We start from the raw sequence: 22,739 nt of genomic DNA, 5'->3' as shown, positions 1-22,739 counted from the left end.
GATCGACCACATCATGACGGGGTGGATCGCCGATGATCATGAGACACGACGGGGTCACATCTCCAGGCCGCCGTGACAGAGCACCGGGCGCACCTCGACCAGGCCGTCGGCGGCCTCCGGGAGGCGGGCTGCGTGCTCGACCGCCCGGTCGACGTCCTCGCATTCGACCAGGTAGAAGCCGGCCAACTGCTCCCGGCTGTCGGCGAACGACCCATCGATGGTGGCCACGCCGCCGCCCTCGCAGACCAGCACGCGGCGGGCCTGGGACGGATGTGCCAGCGCCTCGGCCGCGATCATCTCGCCCCCGGCGGCGAGGTCGTCGGTCAGCGCGAGGTGCGCACGGGCGCGATCGTTGCGCAGGTCCGGGCAGTCCGGCCGGGACCGCCGCACCGCCTCGTCGTAGATCAGGATCAGGTACTTCACGGGTGCCTCCGCTGCGTCGTCGAGCCGCTCTCATGGGATACGTCGGAGCCGGCGCCGCCGTCTCGACATCGGTGCGGCGCCGATTTCGAGAGCTTGCGCAGGGACCCCACCGAGCCTAATGTGTACGAAACCGTTTCGTTTCGAATCAGCGAGGTGGGATGTCGCCGAGACCACGGGCCGAGGCCAGGGAGGACGCCATCCTGAGCGCGGCGCTGGAGCTGTTGGCGGAGATCGGCTACGCCGCAATGAGCATGGACGCGGTCGCGGTACGAGCCCGCGCCAGCAAGGCCACCATCTATCGACGGTGGTCGGGGAAGGCCGAACTGGTGGTGGCGGCGATCGAACACCACACGAGTGACCACGCCGAGCCTGCGCGGACCGGTACAGACGGCGTCGGAGACCCCCACGACGCCGGTGACCTGCGCAATGACCTCGTCCTCGTGCTGCGGGGCATGCGCGACCGGCTGGCGGGCGAGAGCGCCCAGCTGGTCCTCGGCCTGATCTCCGCCATGCGCGATGATCAGGACCTGGCCACGGCGGTGCGCTCGCGGCTCATCGACGGCAAGCGGGAGAGCTTCGCCCCCGTGCTGCTGCGTGCCCGGCTGCGCGGTGACGCACCCCCCGGCGCCGATCACGAACTGCTCGCCGAAGTCAGCTCGGCGCTGCTGTTCTCGCGCCTGTTCGTCACCGGCGAGCCGCTCGACGACGACGTCGTGAACCACCTGGTCGACGACGTCCTGCTCCCCCTCGTTCACCGTTCCGACCGCTGAGAGGCCACCACCGTGCTCACGACCGTCCTGCTCGCCTTCGTCGCCGGGTTCTTCGCCGGCAACGGGCTCCCCTATTACGTCGAGGGAAGCACCGGCAACACGATCAATCCCGGGCCGTTCGGTGACGGCGCCGTCATCAACGTCGTCACCGGCTGGGGCCTCTTCGTCATCGCGGCCGTGGCCTGGCACTTCGCCGACGTCCCGCAGCACCCGCTACCCGGCTGGTCCGCGGCGGCGCTCGGTGTCCTGGCCGCCGGGCTCATCCACGCCCGCACGTGGCGGGCCGACGCCTGGGGCCGCACCCGGGCAGCCGGTACCCCCGAGACCTCCTGACCCCGCGGCGGTCAGGACCGGGCGGCGCCCAGTGTCACTCGGTCGCCGACGCCCAGGCCCAGCGCGGCGGTGGCGCTGCCGCCGTTGACGGCGACGGCCAGCCGCCCGGCAGAGTCGATCAGTGCCACCGGCTCGCCCAACGGCGCCGCGGCGAACGACCGGCCGAACGGCACCCTCCACGACCGTCGCCCCGCCTCGACGAGCAGCGTCGACACCTCGGCGAGGCCGGCCGCGGCCAGCTCCGGGACCCGGACCGCCAGCGACAGGGTCCCGAAGTGGTCGACGGCGTGCACCTCCGCCCCCACCGAGCCGTCGCCCACCACCAGCCACGGATCCGGCAGCCGTACCAACGACTCCACCGGCACGTCCGGGCCCAGCGCGGCGACCGAGACCCCGCCGGCCACGTGGGCCGCGGCCGGCGCGAACACGTCGCGCCCGTCGAACGTCGTAGCGGCGGTGGCCAGCCGGTACGCGGGCTCCGTCAACTCCACCGACCGCGACGCGCCACCGCAGGCGTCCGCCGCCCAGGCCAGCAGGCCGTTGTCGGGGCCGACCAGCACGTGCGGCCCGGCCACGATCGCGACCGGGCGGCGGGCGGTCCCGACACCGGGATCGACGACGCCGACGACCACCGACGGCGGCAGGTACGGCACCGTGTCGGCGAGGACGACGGCGCCGTGCCGGACGTCCTGCGGCGGGACGTCGTGCGTGACGTCGATGACCCGAGCCGCCGGCGCGATGCGCGCGATGACCCCGTGACAGGCGGCCACGAACCCGTCCGAGCGGCCGTAGTCGGTCAGGAACGCGATCCAGCCGGGACCCATCAGTTCACCAGGACCGCCGTGACGACGTCGTCCATGCTCACCAGCCCCACCTCGGCACCACCGACGTCGACGACGATGCCCAGCTGCGACCGGGCGCCGCGCAGCACCTCGGCGGCACGGGCGAGATCGGCCTCGGCGGGGATGTTCGGCACCGCCAGCGCCGCCTCGCCCGCGGTCCACGGCTCGCCGGTGCTGCGGGCGATCAGCGCGCCGCGCACGTGCACCGCGCCGGCCACGGCACCGTCGGCACCCCGGACCACGAGCCGGGTGCGCTCGCTGCGGCGGCCGGCCTCGACGACGTCCTGCGGCCCGGCGTCGGCCGGCACCGAGACGATCCGCGCGGCCGGCACCATGACGGTGCGGACCGGCTGTTCCGGAGCTCCCAACGCCCTGGTGAGCAGGCCGTGGTCGCCGTCGCCGATGAGTCCGAGCCGGCGTGACTCGCTGACCAGTTGATGGATCTGCTCACGGTTGCGGACGGTGACAATCTCGTCTCGCGGCGTCACCCGGATGAGCCGCAGCAACACGTTCGTGATTCCGTTGAGCACGACCAGCAGCCAGCGGACCACGAAGGCGTAGCCGCGGAACGGCGGGCCGAGCAGCATGGCCGAGCGCTCCGGGTGCGCGATGGCCCACGACTTCGGCGCCATCTCGCCCACCACCACGTGCAGGAACGTGACCACCGTCAGCGCGATGACCAGCGCCACCACGTCGGCCGTCCCGCCGGGCAGACCCACCGCGGTCAGCGGCGGCTCCAGCAGATGGTGGAACGCCGGCTCGGACACCATGCCGAGGCCCACCACCACCATGGTGATGCCCAGCTGCGCGCCGGCGAGCATGAGCGACAACTCGCGCACGCCGTTCAGCGCCGCCCGGGCGCCGCGCTTGCCGGCCGCCGCGGCCTGCTCGAGCCGGTGCCGCCGGGCACCAACCAGGGCGAACTCGGCGGCGACGAAGAACGCGCTGGCGATCAGGAGCGCCACGGTGACGAGGAGCGCGGTGAGCGGGCTCACGGCTGCGCCTCCGTCCGCTCGCCGCCCCGAACCCCGGCTGCATCGACCTCACGCAGCCGGACGAACTCGGGCACGTGGCGCTCGACGGTGACCACCTCGATCTCGATGGCCTCGCCGGCGCCGGAACCCGAGCCGGCCGCGAGAACGAGCCGGTCCCCCGGTTCGGCGAACCGGCCGAGCTCGGCGACGATGAGCCCGGCGACGGTGTCGTAGTCGTCGGACCTCAGCAGCGGCAGGCCGGTGTAGGCGACGGCCTCGTCGACCCGTAGGCCGGCGTCCAGCCGCCACCACTCGCCGTCCCGGCTGACCATCACCGCCTGCTGGTCGGTGTCGTCGGTGATGTCGCCGATGAGCTCCTCCGCGACGTCCTCGAGGGTGACGATGCCGGCCAGGCCGCCGTACTCGTCCACCACACAGGCGAACTCGTCGCCCGCATCCTGCATCCGCTCGACCAGCGCCGGCAGCGGCAGGCTGTCCGGCACCAGCAGCGGCGGACGGGCGATGTCGAGCACGCCGGTGGTGGCGACGTCGTCCGGCGCGACGTACATGAGCTCACGCACACCGACGACGCCGGTCACCTCGTCGGTGCCCTCGCCGCGCACCGGATAGTTCGAATGGCCGTACCTGGCGATCAGCTCGACGACGGCCTCGGCGGTGGCGTTCGAGCGCACGCTGCGCACGTCCGGCCGCGGCACCATGGCCTCGCCGGCGGTGTGATCGGAGAAGCTCAGCGCCCGGGCGAGGATGCCGGACAGGTGCGACGACAGCGAGCCCCCGGCCTCGGATTCGCCGATGACGTGCCCCAGTTCCTCCAGCGTGGCGCCATGGTGCAGTTCCTGCACCGGCTCGATGCCGGCCTTGCGCAGCAGCCAGTTCGCGGAGTTGTCGAACAGCCGCACCACCGGTCCGCTGACGGCGAGGTAGAGGTGGGTCGAGGCGGCCAGCACCTTGGCCAGCCGCTCCGGCGTGGCCAGCGCGAGGTTCTTCGGGAACAGCTCGCCGAGCACCATCTGGATCACGGTGGCGACGGCGAACCCGACAGCGACCGAGACGCCGGGCACCGCGGCCGCCGGCAGCCCGACAGCCTCCAACGCCGGCCGGACGACCTGCGCGAACGCCGGCTCGGCGATGAGGCCCACGATGAGGCCGGTGACGGTGATGCCCACCTGCGCCGCGGACAGCATGAACGACAGCCGCTGCATGACCCGGATGGCCGAGGCGGCGCGCTTGTCTCCCGCCTCGGCCTGCCGGGACAGCTCGACCCGGTCGGCGGAGACGTACGCGAACTCCTGCGCGACGAAGTAGGCGGTCCCGAAGGTGAGGAGGAAGACAGCGACGATGGCTGGCGCGGCGCTCATGACTGCTCACCCGAGGTGGCGCCGCGATTCAGAGATGAGTCGGGGAGGCGACTTGACGCGTCCGTCCGCACGGCGGACACAGCTCCTTTCGAGATGGGGCATCGCCCCAGGTCGATGTCTGAAGGAGACCTACATTAGCCGGTCAACGCCGTATCGCGCGCATTCGCTGTCGCTCCTGGCGGCCGGCCGACGGGGCGGCTGCCGGCGGTGCGTACCCCGAGCGGTCGGGGCCGGGGCTCGCCGTAGGGTGTGCGACGGCAGCGCGCCGGCACGGAGACGCGCCCGGCCGGATCGGCCGTCGCCGCTGGTCAGCGGCCAGACAGGGGCGAACCGGAGATCCGGATGAGAGCCCTCTCATGTCCGGCTCATGGACAGCTCATGCCGGCCGCCGAGGCTGGTGTCCGTGTCCGATCCGCCGAGCGACCCCGACCTGTCCCTGCTGACCGGACCCGCGGCGGCCGACGTGCTGCACGCCGCGCTCGAACCGGCCGGCGGACGGCTGCTCGGCTGGTCGCTCCGCGACGTCGACCACCGACCCGCGGACCGGACCACAGCCTCGTACACCGTGCGCGTCGCCTGGGCCGACGGCGAACGTGACGAGACGTTCGCCGCATCAGTGACCGCGCGCCGGCCCGACGGCGGCCTCGTCGTCACCGACGGCGACCGGCACATCCAGATCTGGCGCTTCCCCTTCGACCCGGAGCTGCCGGGACTCGCCGCCGCCTGCTACCCGTCGTCGGCCACGGACCTGCTGCGCGGCCTCGGCCTTGACCCCGAGGGCACCCGACTGCGGGTGGTCGCGTACCGGCCGCGCAAGCGCGCCGTCGTCGAGGTCGTCAGTGCCCGGCACCGGCTCTTCCTCAAGGTGCTGCGGCCGGCCGTGGTCTCCGACGTGCACGAGCGGCACCGCCTGCTCACCGCCGCCGGCGTAGCGGTCCCCCGCAGCCTCGGCTGGAGCGACGACGGCATCGTCGTACTGGAGCCGCTGGTCGGAACGCCGCTGCGCTCCGCGCTGGAGAGCGGCGCGGCCGAGCTGCCCGACCCCGTCGACCTCCTGTCCCTGCTGGACCGGCTGCCCGCGCCGATCGCGGATCTCCCGGCGCGGCAGCCCTGGTCGGCACATGCTCAGCACTATGCCGGCGTGGTCGCCGCCGCCGTGCCGGCGCTGGACACCCACGTGCGCGGGCTGGCCCAGGACATCACGTCAGCCCTGACGTCCGCTCCGCCCTCGCCGGACGACGGCGCCGAGCCGACGCACGGCGACTTCTACGACGCCCAGGTCTTCGTCGCCGGCGGCACGGTGAGTGGGCTGCTCGACATCGACACCATGGGGCCGGGCCGCCGCGCCGACGACCTCGCCTGCCTGCTCGCCCACCTGTCCGTGCTCGCCTCCGGCGACTTCCCGGCAGCGCCCGGGGCACGCTCCGCCCTGGAGGTCTGGACGCCGGTGTTCGACCGCCGGGTCGATCCGGTGGAACTGCGCGTGCGCGCCGCGGGCGTCGTGCTCTCCCTGGCCACCGGGCCGTACCGGGCGCAGGACCCGGACTGGGAGACCGCCACGGAACACCGCGTCGACCTGGTCGAACGCTGGCTCGAAGCAGCCTCGCGGGCCGGCTCAGGACACTCTGAGAACCCTCTCATCCGGCTCTCCTGAACGACTCATCGCGGGCGGCGAACCTAGAGACGTCACCAGGTGCCGACCGGCGGCACCGAACTGGAAAGGACGAACGACGATGAAGCTCCAGAAGAAGACGTGGATCGCGGTGGGCACCATGGCGGCGCTGGGTATCGGCGCCGGCAGCGCCGTGGCCGCGCCCCTGCTGAACTCGGCCGAGGCGCCCGCCGGAGTGAGTGACAGCCAGGCACCGTCGTCTGCGTCCGACTCCGCCAACAGCCCGGCCTCGGCGAACACGGCCGCCTCCGCCAACAGCCCGGCCTCACCGGCGTCGCCGAACACGGCCAACACTCCGGCCTCCCCGAACACGGCGAACAGCTCGGCCTCGCCGGCGTCGGCGAACACGGCCAACTCTCCGGCCTCGCCGAACACCGCGAACTCCCCGGCCAGCCCGAACACGGCCGCCAGCCCGGCGAGCCCGTCGAGCGCCTCCTCCGCCGGCTGACCCAGCGGGTTCGACCGGGCCCTGCTACCCCTCAGCGGGTGGCGGGGCCCTGTCGGCGTTTCCGGCGGAACGACGGCTCAGCTTCCGGGCACTGGGTACGCTACTCGCCGCCCCGGCACGTCCCCAGGCGTTCCCCCGCTACACCAGGCAAGCATTCCTGCTGGAGCGGACACACCCATGCCGAACGTGATCATTTTTGGGGTCAGGGGGTGTCGTCGCCGACCAGGCGGTAGCCGATGCCGCGCACCGTCGCGAACCGGTCGTTGCCGAGCTTGCGGCGCAGGTAGCGCACGTACACGTCGACGACGTTGGAGCCGGGGTCGAAGTCGTAGCCCCACACGCGGCTCAGGAGCTGCTCACGGCTGAGCACCTGGCCTGGGTGCCGCAGGAACGTCTCGGCCAGGGAGAACTCACGGGCGGACAGTTCGACCGTGCGGCCGTCGGCGGTGGCCCGGCGGGTCCGCAGGTCCAGCGAGAGACCGCCGTGGTGCAGCACCATCGCCTCCGGAGCGCGGTCCTCGCGCAGCCGCAGCCGGATGCGGGCCAGCAGTTCCTCGAACCGGAACGGCTTGGCCATGTAGTCGTCGGCGCCGCCTTCCAGGCCGGCCACTGTGTCGGTGATGGAGTCGCGTGCGGTCAGGATGATCACCGGGAGCTCGTTGCGTGCCTGCCGCAGCTGGCGCAGCACCGCGAAACCGTCCATGATGGGCAGGCCGATGTCGAGGATGACGAGGTCGAAGCCGCCGGTCATGGCGTAGTCGAACGCGCCGCGCCCGTCGCCCACCACCGTCGGCGTCATGCCGGCCGCACGCAGCCCCTTCTCGATGAACGCCGCGATGCGCGGTTCGTCCTCGGCGATCAGGATCCTGCTCATCTACGCTTCCTCCTCCACGAGGTCGTCCGGGACGTCGGCGCCCACCAGCGGCAGCGAGATGATGAACACCGCGCCGCCGCCGAGTCGGCTGTCCACCGTGACCCGGCCGCGATGCGCCTCGGCGATGGCCCGGACGATGGCCAGCCCGAGGCCCGAGCCTTCGACGCCACGGCCGACGTCGCCGCGGGTGAACCGGTCGAAGATCCGTTCGGCGTCCTCCGGGGCGATGCCGGTGCCGGTGTCGCGGACCCAGAGACGCACCTCGTCGCCGGCCACCTGGCTGCCGACGGCGATGGTGTCGCCGGGTTCGGTGAACTTCACCGCGTTCGAGATCAGCTGCAGCAGCGCCTGGGTGATGCGCTGCTGGTCCAGGTCGACCGTCGCGGACCCCCGGGCGTCGACCCGCCACTGGCGGTCGGCCAGCGCGCTGGCCTTGTCGATCACGTCGTCGACGAGGAGGTCGAGCTCGACCGGCCTGGGGTGGACGAAGTCCGGCCGCTTGGCCTTGGCCAGCATCACGAGGTCGTCGACCATCCGGTGCATCCGGTCCAGCTCGTCCAGCACGAGGGAACGCACCTCGGCGACGTCGGCCGGATCGGCGGAGTCCATGAGCTCCAGATGCCCGCGGATGATCGTGATCGGAGTGCGCAGCTCGTGGCCGGCATCGTCGAGGGCGTCGCGCTGCCCGGCGAAAGCCGCCTCGAGCCGGTCGAGCATCGCGTTGAACGTGCGGGCCAGCGCCGAGACGTCGTCGCTTCCGGTGACCGGGATGCGGCCGGACAGATCGGTGTCGTTGATGCGCTGCGCGGTGTCGCGCAACGCACTGATGGGACGCAGCAGCCGGCTCGCCACCACCCACCCGACGGCACCGACAACCGCCAGCGAGGCCGTCGCCACCATGGCGAACGTCTGGTAGGCACCGACGACGCTGGCCTGTTCGAGGTCGCGGGAGTACGCGATGACGTAGGCGCCCTGCGACTGGTCCTCGAAGCCCGTCACCGGAACGGCCACGTAGCGCAGTGACCCGAGCTGTTCCGTGCTGAGAGTCCGCGGCCGGACGGCCGTGCTGTTGCCGGCCTCGGCGACCGCCGCGACGAACTCGTCGTCCTCGTGCAGCTGCACGTCGACGTCGGCACCCGGCCACCACGCCACCTCGCCGTCCACCATGGCCAGCAGGCCCTCGTTTCGGTCGGGCACGTTCCGTTCCAGCAGGACCTCGAGGAACCGCGAGGCGGTGGTGAACGCGTCGCCGGTCTCCGGGTCGATACCGGTCACGGCGAACTCGCGCAGTTCCTCGACTTCCTGGGCGAGCCGGTCGTCGATGCTGGCGTCCACCCGCTCACGCTGGACGAGGTACGAGGTCACCCCGGCCACCAGCATGCCGATCGCGGCGACCCCCAGGACCGCGGCCAGGACGCGGGTGCGAACCCCGACGCGGACCCGCACCCCTCCCGTGGCGTCGTCACGCACCTGGCTCAGCCGTCATCATCCCCGTCGTCGTCATCGTCGTCATCGTCGTCGTCATCATCATCGTCGTCGTCATCGTCGTCATCGTCGTCCGGCGCGACGGGCGGCGGAGGCGCCACCGGCTCACCGGTGCCGTCGTCGGGCGGGGGCGTGGTGACCGACGGCGTCGGCGTCGGCGTGGGTGTCGGCGTCCGGGTGGGCGCCGGCGTCACGTCCGGCGACTCGGGCGGGCTCGACGGACCGGAGGAGGTGGGGCCCGGGGTGCCGACGTCGACCGGATCGCCGAAGTCGTCACCGTCCGACGGCGCGGCCACGAGCACGCCCACGCCGAGCGCGGCGCAGACGACCACGACCACCACCGCCACTGTGAGAGTTGCCGCCGACTTCATGGACAACATCGTCGGCATCCCGTCGGAGACCACGATGAGGCCCAGATGAGAGAGCTCTCATCGCGTGCGGTCACCGCCGTCGAATCGCTGGTCACGCAACGAGTGTCGCACCATCGGCGCCGCGGGTGACAGGCGTGCGGTATATACTCGGAAGCCGCGGATATCCACCTGGAGTCGGTATGCCGAAGACACTTCTCGACATCGACGGCGACCTCTTGGCCGAAGCCGCCCTCGCACTCGGCACGCCGACCAAGAAGGACACCGTCACGGAAGCCCTTCGACTCGCTGTCCGGCAGAGTCACGAGCATCGCGCTCGAGCGCTCGCGAAGCTCCAGGACATCGCCCAGGACGGCGGGTTCGATTTCGATCGACTCGATGAGCTCGACGAATGAAGTACCTGATCGACACCAGTGGCTTGGTGCGCCTGCTGCGTCGACAGGTCGCGGTGGAGTGGCACGAGACGGTCGCACGCGGAATGGTCGCCATCTGTGAGCCGACAGTCATCGAGACGATGTCGATCGCGGACGCGAAGCGCTACAGACAGGTCGAGGCCGGGCTGCGCGCCGCTCATCCCTGGGTGTACGTCCCGGACGATGCGTGGGAGCGCATCCGTTCGGACCGGGCCGAGCTCGCGGCCCACAGTGCTCATCAGGGGCTCTCCGTCGCCGACCACCTGGTCGTGACCACCGCCCGGTATCACCGAATGACGCTCCTGCACGAAGACGCGGACTTCGAGACCGCGGCCCGGCTCCTGCCCGATCTGACTCAACGGCGCATCACCGCCGGGCCGGCCTGATCAGCCGCCGGGTCGCCTGCAGGGCGTCACGGCCCAGCGGACGTCACGGCAGCCCGAGCTCATCGGCGAACAGGTCGTAGCCGACGAACGAGACGATGTCGAGGATGGAGTGGGCCACCACCAGCGGCATCACCCGGCCGGTGCGGTGGTAGAAGTACGCGAACACCACGCCCATGAGCATGTTGCCGATCGCCATGCCGTACCCCTGGTACAGGTGATACCCGCCGCGCAGCACCGCGCTGGTGGCGATGATGGCCGGCAGCCCCCAGTTCAGCTGCTTGAGCCGGGTCATCAGGAACCCGACGACGATGACCTCTTCGACCACCGAGTTCTGCAGCGCAGACAGCACCAGCACCGGGATGGTCCACCAGTACTGCTCCAGCGTGCTGGGCTGGATGGAGACGTTCATGTCCAGGGCGTGGCCGAGGAAGTAGATGCCCAGGCCGGGGATGCCGATGAATGCGGCCAGGCCGGCGCCGACCAGGAGGTCGCGCCGAGGGTGGGCGGCGTCGAAGCCGATGCGCCGGAACGCCGTCCGGCCCGGTCCGGTCAGCAGGTACAGCGCGAGCGCGACGGGCACCAGCGCGAAGCCGATGGACAGCACCTGGTAGGTGAGGTCGAGGTATTCGCGGGTACTGCGCGAGGCGTTGAGGGTGGCGGTCTGCTCGCTGAGGCGTTCCGGCCGGGCCAGCCGGGCGATGAGACTGACGACGGCATACACCGCGGATTGCCCGAGCGACAGGCCCAGGACGATCCAGATCTCGGCCGTGATGCGCCGCCGGGACGGCTGCTCGGGGCCGGCCGCGGCTGCTGCGGCGGGGACGTCCTGGTTCACCACCGTTCGAGGGTAAACCGGTACCGGCCCCGTCGCGGCATCGAGCGCGACGGGGCCAGCGGCCCGAGCTGGGTCAGGCCGGGATGCGCCGGAGGATTACCACGTACCCGGCGACGAACCCGGCGACCACGGCGGCCTGCAGCAGCACCCCGGCCGTGCCCACCGTCGTGACGTCGAACCAGCCGGAGGCGACCACGACCACGCTGTCGATCACCCAGATCGCGTTCAGCACGGCGATCCCCCACACCCAACCGGCCGGCACAACGTTCCGCGTCGACATCGCCACCAGCGCGGCGCCGAGCACGACCAGGAACGCCCCGACGGGATACAGCAGTGCGGTCGGGAGCCCGGAGTGATCGCTGACGAAGCCGCCGGCGACGAGGCACGCCAGGCCGGTCAGCCCGGTGGCGATGCCGTCGATCTCCAGGAGCCAGCGCATCGCGGGGACCTCGCGGAGGCGGACGGCGCCTGGCCGGGCGGCGGTGTTCGTGGTCATGAGGACCAGCTCCTTCAGCTCGGGTGCACGTGTGTCGAACACCCCGACCATGGCCCGGAAACCACTGCCACCTGCAGACCTGGCACTGCCATTCACTGCCAGTCCGGCCGTGGACGCGGCGTCAGGTGTCGCGGGAGCGCAGGTCCAGCGCCACCACCCGGGCCGCCGCGTTCTGCCAGTTGTAGAGCGTCCGCTCGGGCACGTACCGGCGCAGCCAGTCGAACGCCCGCCGCGACGTCTCGTCCAGGCCGCTGAGGTCCGGTTGGCGCCGGTACGGGCGGATGCCGGCGACGTACGGGAAGTAGAGCGCGTTGTAGTACCGCCACTCCTCGCTGGTCCCGAACTCCTGGTCGCGGGGGCGCAGCCGCTCGATGCTCTCCAGCAACAGCGCCTTCAGCTCGGTGGCCCGTTCCAGCGCGTGGTCGGTGTGGTCGGGCCGCTGCAGGCGGGTGTCGATGGCGGGCAGCGCGATGAGCGGGCTGGACACCAGCTTCCCGAGGTCGCCGTAGTTGCGCAGCGCGTCGCGGACAAGCCGGGTGAATCCGTCGTCGTCGAGGTCGGCGAGAACCTGACGCTGGTCGCGGCGGGGTAGCGCGTCGGCGGCGTCACGCAGGTCGGCGCGCTCGGCACGCAGCTCGGGCCTGCCGGTGAACACCAACCGGTCGATGATCCCCTGCAGCGGGCTGGCCAGCGTCACCACCCCGATGGCGGCGCCGACGACGCCGAAGGCGAGCGGCCGCAGCTCGTCGGTGTCGTCGGCGCCGAACGCGACGAGGCCGACCTGACCGCCGAACACGACGGCCGCGATCGTGGCACCGGCGGCCGAGCGGCGCAGGTCGGCCGCCACCGACTCCCCGGCTTCCAGCGCGTTCGACACCGCCAGCACGACCCCGAGCACGGCCAGGTCGACTCCCACGCCGGCCATGACCACGCTGACCGGAAGGACCTCCAGCGGCACCAGCAGCAGGGCTGCGCCCAGCACGAACAGCACGCTCACCAGCACCACGGCACCGCGGCGAAGGCCACCCAGGACCCGCTGGCGCAGCAGCAAAACCAACGCGGCGACCAGTGGGGCGAGCACCAGAGCCGCAGTCAGCGGCTCCCAGGCTCCGCCGACCACCGCGGCCGCCACCAGTTCCGCCGTCCCCAGCGGCAGGACGCCCCACCGCCAGGCCCGTTCGGCCGGACCGCGCCAGCGGTGCCCCGCAGGCAGCAGGGCCAGCAGCACGCCGGTCCAGATCAGCGCCGGCAGGCCGGCCAGCACGTACCCGGTGGCGTCGGCGATGTTGCCGTCGAACGGGGCGAACGCCAGGGCAAGTGCGTAAGCCACCAGCCCGAGGGCGGCCCGGCGCAGTGCCGCGTCCGTGGTGTCACGCGCGAGCAGGTACAGACCGAGCCACCAGGCGACGGCGAACGCGACGAGAGCCACCAGCAGCACGAGAGGAGGCTAACGGCTCACGCGGACAGCCTCATGGGTACGGTGAAGCGGTGTCGCATACGTCGGGATGCTGTGGGCCGTCGGCTGATCGTGGACCTGCGGGCGAGGGCGGAGCGGTGGCCGACCTCGGGCTGCCGTTCACGCCGCCGGTGCGCGACCCGCGCGAGGTAGCCCGCGGGATGGTCCGGGTCCCCGGCGGTGAGTTCTGGATGGGCGGCGATGACCCCGACGCCTTCCCCGACGACGGCGAAGGGCCGGTCCGCCCGGTCACCCTGACGCCGTACCTGATCGACCCCACCGCGGTCACCAACCGCCAGTTCGCCGCGTTCGTCAAAGCCACCGGCTACCAGACCGAAGCCGAACGATTCGGCTGGTCATTCGTGTTCGGCCTGTTCATCGGGCCGGAGCAGACCCGCCACGTCATGGACGCCACCGTCCCGCAGGCGCCCTGGTGGCGCGCCGTCGAAGGCGCCTACTGGCGCGCGCCGGAAGGCCCCGGCTCCGACGTGGCGACCCGTCCGCAGCATCCGGTGGTCCATGTGTCGTGGAACGACGCCTCCGCCTACGCGACCTGGGCCGGCAAACGCCTCCCCACCGAGGCCGAATGGGAAATGGCCGCCCGCGGCGGCCTGCACCGCGCCAAGTACGCCTGGGGCGACGACCTGGTGCCGAAGAACCGGTGGCGCTGCAACATCTGGCAAGGCCGCTTCCCCACCCACAACACCGCCGACGACGGCTACCCCGGCACCGCCCCGGTCAAGACCTACCCGCCGAACGGCTACGGCCTCTACGAAGTCGCCGGCAACGTGTGGGAATGGTGCACCGACTGGTGGTCCACGACCTGGCACGCCGACGAGCGTCCCGAGACCCGCATCGACCCCGCCGGCCCACCCGAGGGGCAGGCTCGCGTCACCCGCGGCGGCAGCCACCTGTGCCACGACTCCTACTGCAACCGCTACCGCGTCGCCGCCCGCACCAGCAACACCCCCGACAGCTCCACCGGCAACATCGGCTTCCGCTGCGCCGCCGACCTGCCTGCCGGGTGATCCAGCGGGAGATGTCACCCCGCGCTCGTCCATCCCTGTCGGATCGGGCACCCCCGTCAGCGCTCCTGGAGGTCTCCGTCCCGATCCGATCACCCTCGACCGCCGCCGGTTCCTCACCCTCGCCGGTGGCGGCATGTTCACCTTCGCCGCCGCGCTCGTCGGCTTCTCGGCCGCACCGGTCCGCGCGAACCCGATCTTCCGCGACAACCCGTTCACCCTCGGGGTTGCCTCCGGCGACCCGCTGCCCGACGGTGTCGTGCTGTGGACCCGGCTGGCACCGGAGCCACTGGCCGCCGACGGCAGTGGCGGGATGGCGGCGCGCGCGGTCCAGGGCGGTACTCCCCCCTCAGCGGGTAACGCCGCCCTGTCGATCACCGAGTACGACGGCGTCGCCGACGGCGACCCGCCCCGGTACCTCCACGTCGCCGTGCACGCCGAGGACGATCTCGCCGTCGTGGACGCGGTCGGGCGCCAGGGCCGCCAGCACGTCCGCGTCGCGCCCGCCCGCACCGGGCCGCCGGTCCACGACGGCACATCGTGCCATCCGGCCGGCCACCCGGATCACGGCGGAGCCGATCCGCAGCCGGCGCCCGGCCCAGCCGTCCTCGACGAACGGACCGGCGATACCGGTGTCGACGACGACAGTCGGCCGGAACCGGGCGCCGTCGTCGGGCGGCCGGCCGATCCGCCGGGCCACCTCGGCCAGGGACGACGTCGTCACCACCGACACCGAGCCGGACCAGACCACGGCGCCGGGAGCGGACACCCGGCACAGCGACACCGGTCGCCCGAGGTAGCGGCTCAGCAGCGGCGACCACGGCCCGTCGAGCGCCACCAACTCGACCGGCCGGCCCCAGTACGAGCCGGCCAGCGGGACGCCGCCGGCCGCCACGCCGGTCGCGTCGCCGATCGGGGTCCGGATCATCAGCACCGGCGGCTTCCACAGCGCCCGGCACGCCATGAGGACGTCGTCGCGGACGGTACGCACCACCTCCCCGTCCGCGTCGGCCAGGCAGAACACGCGGTCGTGCAGAGGGCCGGACGGCGTCAGGTCCAGGGTTGGCAGGGCTGGGTGTGCCATGCCCTTCACCGGGGTGCGGCCCAGCCGGGCGACCCGCCAGGACGGCCCGGTGACGGCCTGGGGCGCCGGCATCAGTCGTCCAGCCCGCGAGCGCGCAGCGCCTCACCCATCGCGTCGGCGTGCCGCAGCACCCCGACGACCAGCGGGACGGCGAACGCCCGCGCGCTGCGCCGGCCGCCGCGTGCCCACCGCGCCTCCCGCAGGCGCCCGGCGATCGCGGCCACCACGGGCACGCTGCGCAGCGCCAGCGACATGGTCAGCGACACCCGGGCCGGGTCGACGCCGACCCGCCGCAGCGGCCGGAGGGCCCGTTCCAGCGCCGCCATCAGGTCGGTGGTGCGCGTGGTCAGCGTGACGAGGGCGGCCAGCGCGACCGCGAGGACCAGCCGTCCGGTCAGCGTCACCGCCGTAGACAGGTCGGCGATGACCAGCTGCACGACCACGAGCACCACGACGAACCACCGCAGCGGCCGCAACTGCGTCCAGGCGGCCGCGGGCCCGATCCGGGCGAGCGCGAACAACCCGGCCACGATCACCGCGGACCCAGCCACCAGCAGCGGTGTGCGGGCCAGGAGCAGTGCTGTGCAGGCCAGTGCCAGCAGCGCCAGCTTCAACCCGGCCGGCGCCCGGTGCACCGGCGACGCTCCGGGGACGTACGCCCCGGTCAGCATCCCGCTCACCGGACCACCTCGAACAGCCCGGCCACGCCCATCCCGCCGCCGATGGCGGCGGTGGCCAGCCCTAACGTCCCCGCTGGTGCTCCGCCGCGGACCAGCCGGCCGAACAGCCGCACGACGACGACCGCCCCCGATGCGCCCCACGGATGGCCCAGCGCCAGCGCACCGCCGTCGGCGCAGACGACGCCGGCGTCGCGGCCCAGCGGGTCGAGGCCGAGCGCGTCGGTGACCGCCAGCACCTGTCCCGCGAACGCCTCCACGATCTCGACTGCCGCCACGTCGCGCAGCGCCACCCCCGCATCACGCAGCGTCCGGCGCACGGCGGGCACCGGCCCCCAGCCGGGCAGCCGCGGATCGCAGCCGACGACGGCGCCGGCCACCAGCCGCAACCCCGGGCGGCTACCACGCAGCCCGTCGGAAACCAGCGCCACGACCGCGGCGCCGTCGCTGTTCGGGCAGGAGTTGCCCGCCGTCACCGTGCCGCGGGGGACGAACGCCGCGGGCATCCGGGCCAGCACGGCCGGTTTCAGCGGGCGCGGGCGGTCGTCGGCGGTGACGTCGCCGAGCGGGACGAGCTCGGCGTCGAACCGGCCGGCGTCGCGTGCCGCCAGCGCCTTGGCGTGGCTCGCGGCGGCGTAGGCGTCCTGCCGCTCGCGGGTGATACCGCGGGCTCGTGCCAGCGCGTCGGCAGCGGCACCCATGTCGGGGTCGCCGAACTCCGGCGGGGTGAACGGTGCCCGGTCGTACGGACCGGTGGCACCGCCGTCCGGAGCCACCAGGTGCGAGCGTTGCGGCGCGGTGGACGCGCTCTCCGCCCCGCCGGCCAGCACCAGGCGCGCGTCACCGGCGCGGATCGCCTGCCCGGCCAGCAGGATGGCGGCCAGTCCGCTGCCGCACTGCCGGTCCACGGTCACGCCCGGCACGGCCTCCCCGAGCCCGGCCGACAGTGCCGCCACGCGGGCGATGTTGCCGCCAGGGCCCAGGCAGTTGCCGAGCACGACGTCGTCGACGCCACGTGCCGCCGAGAGCGGCCAGACGTCGTCGACGGCCGCGGCGAGGACGGGGGTGACCAGCCGGTCGACGGTCACGTCGCCGAACGCCCTGCCGGCGGTGCCGATGGGCGTGCGCCGGGCCGCGACGACGACGGGTGCGCTCATGGCACCGACCGGGCCGCGAGCGTACCGGCGGCCACCCCGGCGCCGATCAGCGCCCGGTCCGGCTTGCCCGCGGCGGTACGGGGCAGCTGGTCGACGGCGTACCAGCGGCGCGGACGTTGCGCTGGTGCCAGCCCCGCACGAGCAGCTGCCTCGAGGGAGCGCCGTCGCACCGTGGTGCCCTCGACGACGGCCGCCACCACCGATCCCAGGGCGTCGTGTGGCACGCCCACGACGACCACGCCCGCCACCCCGGGCACGTCCGCCAGTACCGCCTCGACGTCTTCGGGGACGACGGTGGCGCCGCCGGTCAGCACGGCGCCGTCGCCGCGTCCGCGCAGCCGTAGCCTCGTCGTGCCGGCGTCGGCGAGGTCGCCGACGGTCGCCCAGCCGGCGTCGTCGCGGCGCAGTGGGCCGGCCGAGCCCAGGTAGCCGTGCGCGACCCACGGCGACCGCACCCACACCTCGCCCGGCGGCCGCACGTCGACCTCCACACCGGGGAACGGCCGCATCCCGGACCCGTCGGGGTCGACGGCGACGAACGACAGCTCGGCCGCGCCGTAGTACGCGACGATACCGACACCGACGGCGTCAGCGCGCTCCCGCAGGGCGGGTTGTAGTGCCGCCCCACCGACGACAGCGGTGCGCAACCGGCCGCGGCCGGCCCGGACCGCCGTCTCCAGCGCGTGCGGGACGAGGTGGACGACGTCGGCGCCGGGCAGTTCCGCCCGCAGGAACCGCGGCGACCACCCGGGCGTGAGCACCAGCGTCGCGCCCAGCGCCAGCGTGTGCAGCGCCGCGAACGCGTAGAGCGACGACGCCAGCGGCCCAGGAACCAGCACGGTGTCGTCGCCGGTGACGCCGGTGAGTCGGGTCAGTGGGGCGTAGCTGCCGGTCCACGAGGCGCGGCTGCGGACGACGGCGCGCGGCCGGCCGGTGCTGCCGGAGGTGAACCCGGCCCACGCGAGATCGTGCTCGGCCGCGCCCGGCACCGTCGGCGGCAGCGCGCCGAGCACCGTCCGGCGATGGTCCGGGTCCCAGCCGGGGTCGCACACCACTGGCACCGCACCGGCCAGGTCAGCGGCCAGCACGCCGGTCACCAGGTCGATCGGATCCGCGGACGTGAGCGGGACGAGCCGGCCGGGTGTCGCGCGGGCGTGGTCGGCGGCGCGGTGTTCGGCGTCACGGGCCAACTGCGCGTAGGTCCGGCTCACGCCGTCACAGCGGACGGCGACGCGCCGGGGCTGGGCGGCGGCGTGCGCCTGGACCTCGCGAGCGATCGGCATCGGAACCGTCAGGACCTGCCGTCGACGCGCTCACGCCACACCGCCGGTGCGGCCGCGGGGTAAGCGCGCTGCGCACCCGCCGCGACGAGCGCGGCGATGACGGACTTCGCGGCGTCGCCGGGGACGAACACCAGCGAGAGCCGGAACGTCTCGGCCAGCGGCACACCGGTGACAGCGGCCTGCACCGGGATCCCGATGGCCAGCGACAGAGCCGAACCGAGCAGGCAGGCCGCCATCACCCAGTGAGTTCCCGGCCGGCGCCCGGAGCGCTCCACGATCAGCCCCACGACGACGGCGGATGCCACCCACCCGATCAGGTAGCCCACCGACGGGCCGGCGAACACGCCCAGCCCGCCCCGGCCGCCGGCCAGCAGCGGCAGCCCCACCGCCACCAGCCCCAGGAGCAGGAGCACCGACAGCGCGCCGCGCCTGGCGCCGAGGATGGCACCGGCCAGCAGCGGCCCCATGGACTGCAGCGTCACCGGGACGGCGTTGCCGAACAGGCTGAACGATCCGGGCAGCCCCAGCACCGCGATGAACGCGGCGAACGCCGCGATCCGTGCCAGGTCACCGGCCAGGAGCCTGGACCGGCCATCCGTCGAACGCGCCATCGACCCTCCTGTCATGACGGGCCACCGGGTCCGTCCGATCTCGCCGACCGCCGTAGCGGCGGGCCCGCTGTCCGCGCCGGCCCCGTCAACTCTGACCGACGAACCACTCCGGGACATAGTCGGCACATCGCACCATCGCGGCAGCCGCGTCTTGGTGATCCTCCACAACGCCGCACCGCCATGCCAAGTCGGGTGCCCCGTCGGTGGACACACCGACTGTGTCGGTGGGCGGCGGCAGAATGGCGGCATGAGCGATGACGTGGCCGTCGGCGGGCTCGACACCCCGGTCGGGCCGCTGGCGGTCGCGGTCACCCGGGCCGGGCTGGCCTCGCTGGGCTGGGGCGTGCCGGCCGGGCTGACCGGCCGGTCCCGGCTGCCCGTGGTCGACGACAGCGACCGCACCGCACCGGTGCTCACCCAGCTGGCCGAGTACTTCGCCGGGCAGCGGCAGCACTTCGACGTGCCCATCGACTGGCGTCACGTCACCGGCTCGGCCCGCACCGTGCTGGGCACGCTGCACCACACGGTCGGCTACGGCGCCTCGGTCACCTACGGCGAGCTGGCCGCCCGCAGCGGCACCGGCGTCCCGGCCCGCGGCATCGGCGGCATCATGGGCGCCAACCCCATCCCCATCGTGGTGCCCTGCCACCGGGTGCTGGCCCACGACGGCCTCGGCGGCTACAGCGGCGGGTCGGGCGGCAACGGCCTTGAGGTCAAGCGCTGGCTGCTCACCCTGGAAGGCGTCTTGCCGCCCACGTTCGACTGGAACCCGGCCCGCCTGACCACCTAACGCCTACGTCATCACCCACGCTCGTCAAGCCCAGGACGCAGCACTGCCAGGCCTGCGTCGCCGGCGGCAGCGGCAAGACGGTCGTCGTACGTCACCAGCGCATCGAGATCTATGTCGAGCACGCGCGCGGTGGCCAGATGAATGGCGTCGAGCGACCGGAGCCGCCGATCGGGCTCGTTCATCGCCCCATCAACGATCTCGTCGTCGATGGCGATGAAGTCGAACGCTGTCAGCAGCTCGCGCGCATCCGGAAGTGCCGCCGGAAGCACGCGGGACACGGCACGGACGACCTCGATGCGCAGTAACGCCGAACTGACCCAGGACGCCGCGGCGTTCGAGTCATAGAACTCGGCGAATGCCTTCGAGTGGTCTTCATCCGCGAGCAGCTTCAAGGCGGCCCGCGCAGGCGCATTGGTACGCGATGTCGTCGCAGTAATCGTGACATTCCGGGCGCAGGAACGGCGATTTCGCGTGCCAAGGCAAGGAAACCGCCCACTGGACAGATGTCGCTACGCAGCGGCCCGAGTTCAGACACCTGACCGGTGACCGATCCTCCTGGTTTGCCTACATTCACCTGATCATCACGTCCCGTCACGTCCACTGCCATGCACCGCATCCGTGACAAGGAGGACCGTCCATGACCCGACGTCTCAAGGCCGGGGTGGCGGTGGGCGCCGTCGCGCTCGCCGGGTATGCCCTGATGGCGACCCCGGCGCAAGCCGGACCGGCCGATCCTGCGACACCGCTTGACGTGTCCGCCGGGCTGGCCGGCAACGCCGTGAACCTGGCCGGCCCCGGCCTGCTCCCGGTGACGCTGCACGGCTCGCCCGCCGTGGACGTCACGGAGATCGACCTCGACTCCGTCACCGTCGGCGACGGCGTCCGGCCCGCCCGGTCCGAGTCCGACGCCGTGATCAGCCACGTCAACGACGTCGACGGCGACGGCGCCGACGATCTCGTCCTGCACGTCGACAAGGAGGAGCTCGCCGCCGGTGGAGACCTCGACCCGGCCACCGCGGCACTGGACGTCGCGGCGAACACCGACGACGGCGCCTCCCTGGGCGGCGCCGCGTCCGTGCGACCGGAGGTGAGCCTGGAGATCAAGTTCGCCGAGGGTCACCGGGTCCGCGGCGACAGCGCGGCGACACTGCGCAGCACCAGCGGCCGGAGCCTGGACGCCGTCACCGACGTCCTCGACCGGCACGGTGTGAACGCTCTCATTCCGTTCGTCGAGGCGGCCCAGGCCACAAACCTCGCCGCCGCCACCGCCCAGGCCCGCACCCGCAGCGCCGCCCCGGTCCCGGACCTGGCCTCCTGGTACACCGCGCTGCTGCCCGCGGACGCCGACGTCGACGCCGTCCTGGCCGAGCTCACCGCACTGCCGGAGATTGTCTACGCTTACCCGTCGCCGGAACCGGCCCCGCCGCCCGCGGAGCCCACGCCGGACTTCAGCCCGCTGCAGGGCTACCTGCGCCCGGCGGACACGCACAACGGCATCGACGCGGAGCTGGTCCGCGAGGACGCACGGGTGCGCGGCGCCGGCATCAAGGTCATCGACCTCGAGTACAACTGGAACCCGTTCCACGAGGACCTGCAGCTGGACTGGTCCAGCGACGTCGGCCAGGGCCGGTTCGTGCGCATCGAGACGTTCGGCGACGACCACGGCACCGCCGTCTTCGGCGAGATCATGGCCCGCGACAACGGCTTCGGCGTGGTCGGCGGCGTGCCGGACGTCGAGATGTACGGCATCTCGCCGGTCGAGGACCTCGGCAACGGCCGCACGTCGTGGCGGCCCGGCCCGGCGCTGGCGTTCGTCGCCACGTTGCAGGACGAGAACGGCCAGCCGTTCGTCCAGCCCGGTGACGCGCTGGTCCTGGAGCAGCAGACCGCGAGCCCGCTGGGCGGCAGCCGGTACGCGCCGCTGGAATGGATCCCGGCGGTTTTCGAGGCCAACCAGGTCCTGACGGCGATGGGCGCCAACGTCGTCCTGACCGGCGGCAACGGCAACACCAACACCGACGACCCGATGTACACCCGCGACGGAGTGGCGTGGTTCGACCCGGCGGTCCGGCACTCGGGTTCGATCTTCGTGGGCGCCGGCGGCAGCGGGTTGCGCGCCACCGACCCGGCGAGGGCACGGCTCAGCTTCTCCAACTACGGCCAGCGGTTCGACCTGCAGGGCTGGGGTCAGGACATCTACACCACCGGCTACTGCAACGTGTACTGCGGCCCGAACGGCGACGACCACAACCGGTCCTATTCGCGGTCGTTCAGCGGCACCTCCGGCGCCGGCCCCATCGTCACCAACGCCGTCGTCGCCGTGCAGTCGTACGTGACATCGGTGGGACTCGGACCGTGGACGACGGAGCAGATCACCGGGCTGCTGCGGTCCACCGGACGGCCGCAGACCACGAACACCAGCGAGCACATCGGCCCGCTGCCGGACCTGGCGACGGCGCTGCGCTCGATCGAGGTGGACGCGCCCACCACGCAGCTGCTGCTCAACCAGCGTCCGGCTCGCAACGGCTCGTACGTGAACCCCACGGTGACCCTCACAGCCGATGACTCGTGGGGCTCCGGCGTCGACCGGACGATGTACCGGATCGATGGCGGCCGGTGGGTGACCTACACCGGGCCGTTCCGGGTCGTCGGACCGGGCGAGCGCACGATCGAGTACCGCTCGAACGACGTGAACGACAACACCGAGGCGACGCGCACGATCACGATCGTCAACCGCGGCCGCGGCGACTGAGCCGCACACAGCTGAGCCGCCGCCGGGTGTGAGGTGACCCCACCCGGCGGCGGCTCCGCCACATCCGGGCCGAATGACGCCACAGCGCCGGATCGACAGATGTCCGATGAAAGCCGGAGATGTCCATGCACATGTCCGGTGACCGCGCAGCGGCCGCCGCCCTACGGTCGCCGGACCGGGCCGGAGACCTCCGCCCGGCACCGAGT

25 protein-coding genes and 1 pseudogene are annotated in these 22,739 nt (G+C 72.8%); 9 read left to right on the top strand and 17 right to left on the bottom strand.

Features of this window, described 5'->3' with window-relative positions:
- Positions 1–54 precede the first annotated feature (54 nt).
- A complete protein-coding gene (locus JIAGA_RS0115625; protein ID WP_026876389.1) occupies positions 55–423 on the bottom strand; it encodes a YciI family protein in 369 nt (122 codons plus the stop codon).
- 158 nt (positions 424–581) lie between these two features.
- Between JIAGA_RS0115625 and JIAGA_RS0115620 the strand changes: the two genes are divergently transcribed.
- Both JIAGA_RS0115620 and JIAGA_RS0115615 read left to right on the top strand, forming a co-directional pair.
- Positions 582–1,193, top strand: coding sequence for a TetR/AcrR family transcriptional regulator (locus JIAGA_RS0115620; RefSeq protein WP_026876388.1), 612 nt, complete (start codon positions 582–584; stop codon positions 1,191–1,193).
- Positions 1,194–1,205: 12 nt separating this feature from the next.
- A complete protein-coding gene (locus tag JIAGA_RS0115615; protein ID WP_026876387.1) occupies positions 1,206–1,526 on the top strand; it encodes a hypothetical protein in 321 nt (106 codons plus the stop codon).
- A gap of 11 nt (positions 1,527–1,537) precedes the next feature.
- On the opposite strand, the gene JIAGA_RS0115610 is transcribed toward JIAGA_RS0115615, so the two are convergent.
- Genes JIAGA_RS0115610 through JIAGA_RS0115600 form a run of 3 tightly spaced genes read right to left on the bottom strand, consistent with a single transcriptional unit; the run spans position 1,538 to position 4,721 of the window.
- Entirely contained in the window at positions 1,538–2,350 is an 813-nt protein-coding gene (locus JIAGA_RS0115610; protein WP_026876386.1) for an SAM hydrolase/SAM-dependent halogenase family protein, read from the bottom strand.
- Positions 2,350–3,363 carry a hemolysin family protein gene (locus JIAGA_RS0115605; protein WP_026876385.1) on the bottom strand — a complete coding sequence of 338 codons (1,014 nt, stop codon included), beginning with the start codon at positions 3,361–3,363 and terminating at the stop codon, positions 2,350–2,352. Before JIAGA_RS0115605 ends, JIAGA_RS0115610 begins: the two co-directional genes overlap by 1 nt.
- Positions 3,360–4,721, bottom strand: coding sequence for a hemolysin family protein (locus JIAGA_RS0115600; RefSeq protein ID WP_026876384.1), 1,362 nt, complete (start codon positions 4,719–4,721; stop codon positions 3,360–3,362). Before JIAGA_RS0115600 ends, JIAGA_RS0115605 begins: the two co-directional genes overlap by 4 nt.
- 403 nt (positions 4,722–5,124) lie before the next feature.
- On the opposite strand from JIAGA_RS0115600, the gene JIAGA_RS0115595 reads away from it, so the two are divergent.
- Entirely contained in the window at positions 5,125–6,375 is a 1,251-nt protein-coding gene (locus JIAGA_RS0115595; protein ID WP_026876383.1) for a phosphotransferase, read from the top strand.
- On the opposite strand, the gene JIAGA_RS0115590 is transcribed toward JIAGA_RS0115595, so the two are convergent.
- The 4 genes from JIAGA_RS0115590 to JIAGA_RS34610 form a co-directional block, all read right to left on the bottom strand.
- Positions 6,337–6,795, bottom strand: coding sequence for a hypothetical protein (locus JIAGA_RS0115590; RefSeq protein ID WP_026876382.1), 459 nt, complete (start codon positions 6,793–6,795; stop codon positions 6,337–6,339). The two genes, JIAGA_RS0115595 and JIAGA_RS0115590, sit on opposite strands and share 39 nt — an antisense overlap.
- A 248-nt stretch (positions 6,796–7,043) precedes the next feature.
- Positions 7,044–7,715 carry a response regulator transcription factor gene (locus tag JIAGA_RS0115585; RefSeq protein WP_026876381.1) on the bottom strand — a complete coding sequence of 224 codons (672 nt, stop codon included), beginning with the start codon at positions 7,713–7,715 and terminating at the stop codon, positions 7,044–7,046.
- On the bottom strand, positions 7,716–9,185 hold the full coding sequence (locus JIAGA_RS30105; protein WP_051426154.1) for a sensor histidine kinase: 1,470 nt from the start codon (positions 9,183–9,185) through the stop codon (positions 7,716–7,718). It lies immediately after the preceding gene.
- A 5-nt stretch (positions 9,186–9,190) separates the two neighbouring features.
- Positions 9,191–9,571: a hypothetical protein gene (locus JIAGA_RS34610; protein ID WP_157553211.1), complete on the bottom strand. Its 381-nt coding sequence runs from the start codon at positions 9,569–9,571 to the stop codon at positions 9,191–9,193.
- Between the two features lie 179 nt (positions 9,572–9,750).
- On the opposite strand from JIAGA_RS34610, the gene JIAGA_RS0115570 reads away from it, so the two are divergent.
- Both JIAGA_RS0115570 and JIAGA_RS30100 read left to right on the top strand, forming a co-directional pair.
- Positions 9,751–9,963: a type II toxin-antitoxin system VapB family antitoxin gene (locus tag JIAGA_RS0115570; protein ID WP_026876379.1), complete on the top strand. Its 213-nt coding sequence runs from the start codon at positions 9,751–9,753 to the stop codon at positions 9,961–9,963.
- A complete protein-coding gene (locus JIAGA_RS30100) occupies positions 9,960–10,367 on the top strand; it encodes a PIN domain-containing protein (RefSeq protein WP_051426153.1) in 408 nt (135 codons plus the stop codon). Before JIAGA_RS0115570 ends, JIAGA_RS30100 begins: the two co-directional genes overlap by 4 nt.
- Before the next feature lie 43 nt (positions 10,368–10,410).
- On the opposite strand, the gene JIAGA_RS0115560 is transcribed toward JIAGA_RS30100, so the two are convergent.
- The 3 genes from JIAGA_RS0115560 to JIAGA_RS0115550 all read right to left on the bottom strand — a co-directional run bounded on the left by JIAGA_RS0115560 (position 10,411) and on the right by JIAGA_RS0115550 (position 13,136).
- Positions 10,411–11,205, bottom strand: coding sequence for a CPBP family intramembrane glutamic endopeptidase (locus JIAGA_RS0115560; RefSeq protein ID WP_211239677.1), 795 nt, complete (start codon positions 11,203–11,205; stop codon positions 10,411–10,413).
- Positions 11,206–11,275: 70 nt separating this feature from the next.
- On the bottom strand, positions 11,276–11,698 hold the full coding sequence (locus JIAGA_RS30095; protein ID WP_157553209.1) for a hypothetical protein: 423 nt from the start codon (positions 11,696–11,698) through the stop codon (positions 11,276–11,278).
- Positions 11,699–11,819: 121 nt separating this feature from the next.
- Complete coding sequence (locus JIAGA_RS0115550) at positions 11,820–13,136, bottom strand: hypothetical protein (protein ID WP_026876377.1); 1,317 nt, start codon at positions 13,134–13,136, stop codon at positions 11,820–11,822.
- Between the two features lie 179 nt (positions 13,137–13,315).
- Between JIAGA_RS0115550 and JIAGA_RS0115545 the strand changes: the two genes are divergently transcribed.
- Both JIAGA_RS0115545 and JIAGA_RS36140 read left to right on the top strand, forming a co-directional pair.
- Positions 13,316–14,182, top strand: a complete 867-nt coding sequence (locus JIAGA_RS0115545; RefSeq protein ID WP_157553670.1) for an SUMF1/EgtB/PvdO family nonheme iron enzyme — start codon at positions 13,316–13,318, stop codon at positions 14,180–14,182.
- Positions 14,183–14,315: 133 nt separating this feature from the next.
- A pseudogene (locus JIAGA_RS36140) lies at positions 14,316–14,465 on the top strand (PhoD-like phosphatase N-terminal domain-containing protein); the annotation flags it as partial.
- 63 nt (positions 14,466–14,528) lie between these two features.
- On the opposite strand, the gene JIAGA_RS30090 reads toward JIAGA_RS36140, so the two are convergent.
- From JIAGA_RS30090 to JIAGA_RS30085, 5 genes are read right to left on the bottom strand one after another with little or no spacing between them, the layout of a single operon-like run.
- Positions 14,529–15,335, bottom strand: a complete 807-nt coding sequence (locus JIAGA_RS30090; protein WP_051426150.1) for an MOSC domain-containing protein — start codon at positions 15,333–15,335, stop codon at positions 14,529–14,531.
- Positions 15,335–15,934: a CbiQ family ECF transporter T component gene (locus JIAGA_RS0115535; protein WP_035812584.1), complete on the bottom strand. Its 600-nt coding sequence runs from the start codon at positions 15,932–15,934 to the stop codon at positions 15,335–15,337. The genes JIAGA_RS30090 and JIAGA_RS0115535 overlap by 1 nt, the downstream gene beginning before the upstream one ends.
- Positions 15,935–15,939: 5 nt before the next feature.
- On the bottom strand, positions 15,940–17,097 hold the full coding sequence (locus JIAGA_RS0115530; protein ID WP_026876374.1) for a thiolase family protein: 1,158 nt from the start codon (positions 17,095–17,097) through the stop codon (positions 15,940–15,942).
- Positions 17,094–18,380, bottom strand: a complete 1,287-nt coding sequence (locus JIAGA_RS0115525; protein WP_026876373.1) for an AMP-binding protein — start codon at positions 18,378–18,380, stop codon at positions 17,094–17,096. Before JIAGA_RS0115525 ends, JIAGA_RS0115530 begins: the two co-directional genes overlap by 4 nt.
- An 8-nt stretch (positions 18,381–18,388) precedes the next feature.
- On the bottom strand, positions 18,389–18,991 hold the full coding sequence (locus JIAGA_RS30085; RefSeq protein ID WP_051426149.1) for a biotin transporter BioY: 603 nt from the start codon (positions 18,989–18,991) through the stop codon (positions 18,389–18,391).
- A gap of 247 nt (positions 18,992–19,238) precedes the next feature.
- Here JIAGA_RS30085 and JIAGA_RS0115515 point away from each other — a divergent pair, with 247 nt between their 5' ends.
- Positions 19,239–19,781 carry a methylated-DNA--[protein]-cysteine S-methyltransferase gene (locus JIAGA_RS0115515; protein ID WP_026876372.1) on the top strand — a complete coding sequence of 181 codons (543 nt, stop codon included), beginning with the start codon at positions 19,239–19,241 and terminating at the stop codon, positions 19,779–19,781.
- 11 nt (positions 19,782–19,792) lie between these two features.
- On the opposite strand, the gene JIAGA_RS0115510 is transcribed toward JIAGA_RS0115515, so the two are convergent.
- Positions 19,793–20,173: a PIN domain-containing protein gene (locus JIAGA_RS0115510; protein ID WP_026876371.1), complete on the bottom strand. Its 381-nt coding sequence runs from the start codon at positions 20,171–20,173 to the stop codon at positions 19,793–19,795.
- Positions 20,174–20,418: 245 nt separating this feature from the next.
- Between JIAGA_RS0115510 and JIAGA_RS0115505 the strand changes: the two genes are divergently transcribed.
- Positions 20,419–22,533, top strand: coding sequence for an OmpL47-type beta-barrel domain-containing protein (locus JIAGA_RS0115505; protein ID WP_026876370.1), 2,115 nt, complete (start codon positions 20,419–20,421; stop codon positions 22,531–22,533).
- Positions 22,534–22,739: the final 206 nt, after the last annotated feature.

It is taken from the genome of Jiangella gansuensis DSM 44835, assembly GCF_000515395.1.
GTDB lineage: Bacteria > Actinomycetota > Actinomycetes > Jiangellales > Jiangellaceae > Jiangella > Jiangella gansuensis.
Note: the sequence above shows the minus strand (reverse complement) of the source record. Positions and strands in the feature narration are given on the sequence as shown.

Coding starts and splice junctions, on each gene's coding strand:
- JIAGA_RS0115620 (WP_026876388.1), top strand. CDS start 582: ATGTCGCCGAGACCACGGGCCGAGGCCAGGGAGGACGCCATCCTGAGC.
- JIAGA_RS0115610 (WP_026876386.1), bottom strand. CDS start 2,350: ATGGGTCCCGGCTGGATCGCGTTCCTGACCGACTACGGCCGCTCGGAC.
- JIAGA_RS0115600 (WP_026876384.1), bottom strand. CDS start 4,721: ATGAGCGCCGCGCCAGCCATCGTCGCTGTCTTCCTCCTCACCTTCGGG.
- JIAGA_RS0115585 (WP_026876381.1), bottom strand. CDS start 7,715: ATGAGCAGGATCCTGATCGCCGAGGACGAACCGCGCATCGCGGCGTTC.
- JIAGA_RS34610 (WP_157553211.1), bottom strand. CDS start 9,571: ATGAAGTCGGCGGCAACTCTCACAGTGGCGGTGGTGGTCGTGGTCGTC.
- JIAGA_RS0115570 (WP_026876379.1), top strand. CDS start 9,751: ATGCCGAAGACACTTCTCGACATCGACGGCGACCTCTTGGCCGAAGCC.
- JIAGA_RS30100 (WP_051426153.1), top strand. CDS start 9,960: ATGAAGTACCTGATCGACACCAGTGGCTTGGTGCGCCTGCTGCGTCGA.
- JIAGA_RS30095 (WP_157553209.1), bottom strand. CDS start 11,698: ATGACCACGAACACCGCCGCCCGGCCAGGCGCCGTCCGCCTCCGCGAG.
- JIAGA_RS0115545 (WP_157553670.1), top strand. CDS start 13,316: ATGGTCCGGGTCCCCGGCGGTGAGTTCTGGATGGGCGGCGATGACCCC.
- JIAGA_RS30090 (WP_051426150.1), bottom strand. CDS start 15,335: ATGCCGGCGCCCCAGGCCGTCACCGGGCCGTCCTGGCGGGTCGCCCGG.
- JIAGA_RS0115535 (WP_035812584.1), bottom strand. CDS start 15,934: ATGCTGACCGGGGCGTACGTCCCCGGAGCGTCGCCGGTGCACCGGGCG.
- JIAGA_RS0115530 (WP_026876374.1), bottom strand. CDS start 17,097: ATGAGCGCACCCGTCGTCGTCGCGGCCCGGCGCACGCCCATCGGCACC.
- JIAGA_RS0115525 (WP_026876373.1), bottom strand. CDS start 18,380: ATGCCGATCGCTCGCGAGGTCCAGGCGCACGCCGCCGCCCAGCCCCGG.
- JIAGA_RS30085 (WP_051426149.1), bottom strand. CDS start 18,991: ATGGCGCGTTCGACGGATGGCCGGTCCAGGCTCCTGGCCGGTGACCTG.
- JIAGA_RS0115515 (WP_026876372.1), top strand. CDS start 19,239: ATGAGCGATGACGTGGCCGTCGGCGGGCTCGACACCCCGGTCGGGCCG.
- JIAGA_RS0115505 (WP_026876370.1), top strand. CDS start 20,419: ATGACCCGACGTCTCAAGGCCGGGGTGGCGGTGGGCGCCGTCGCGCTC.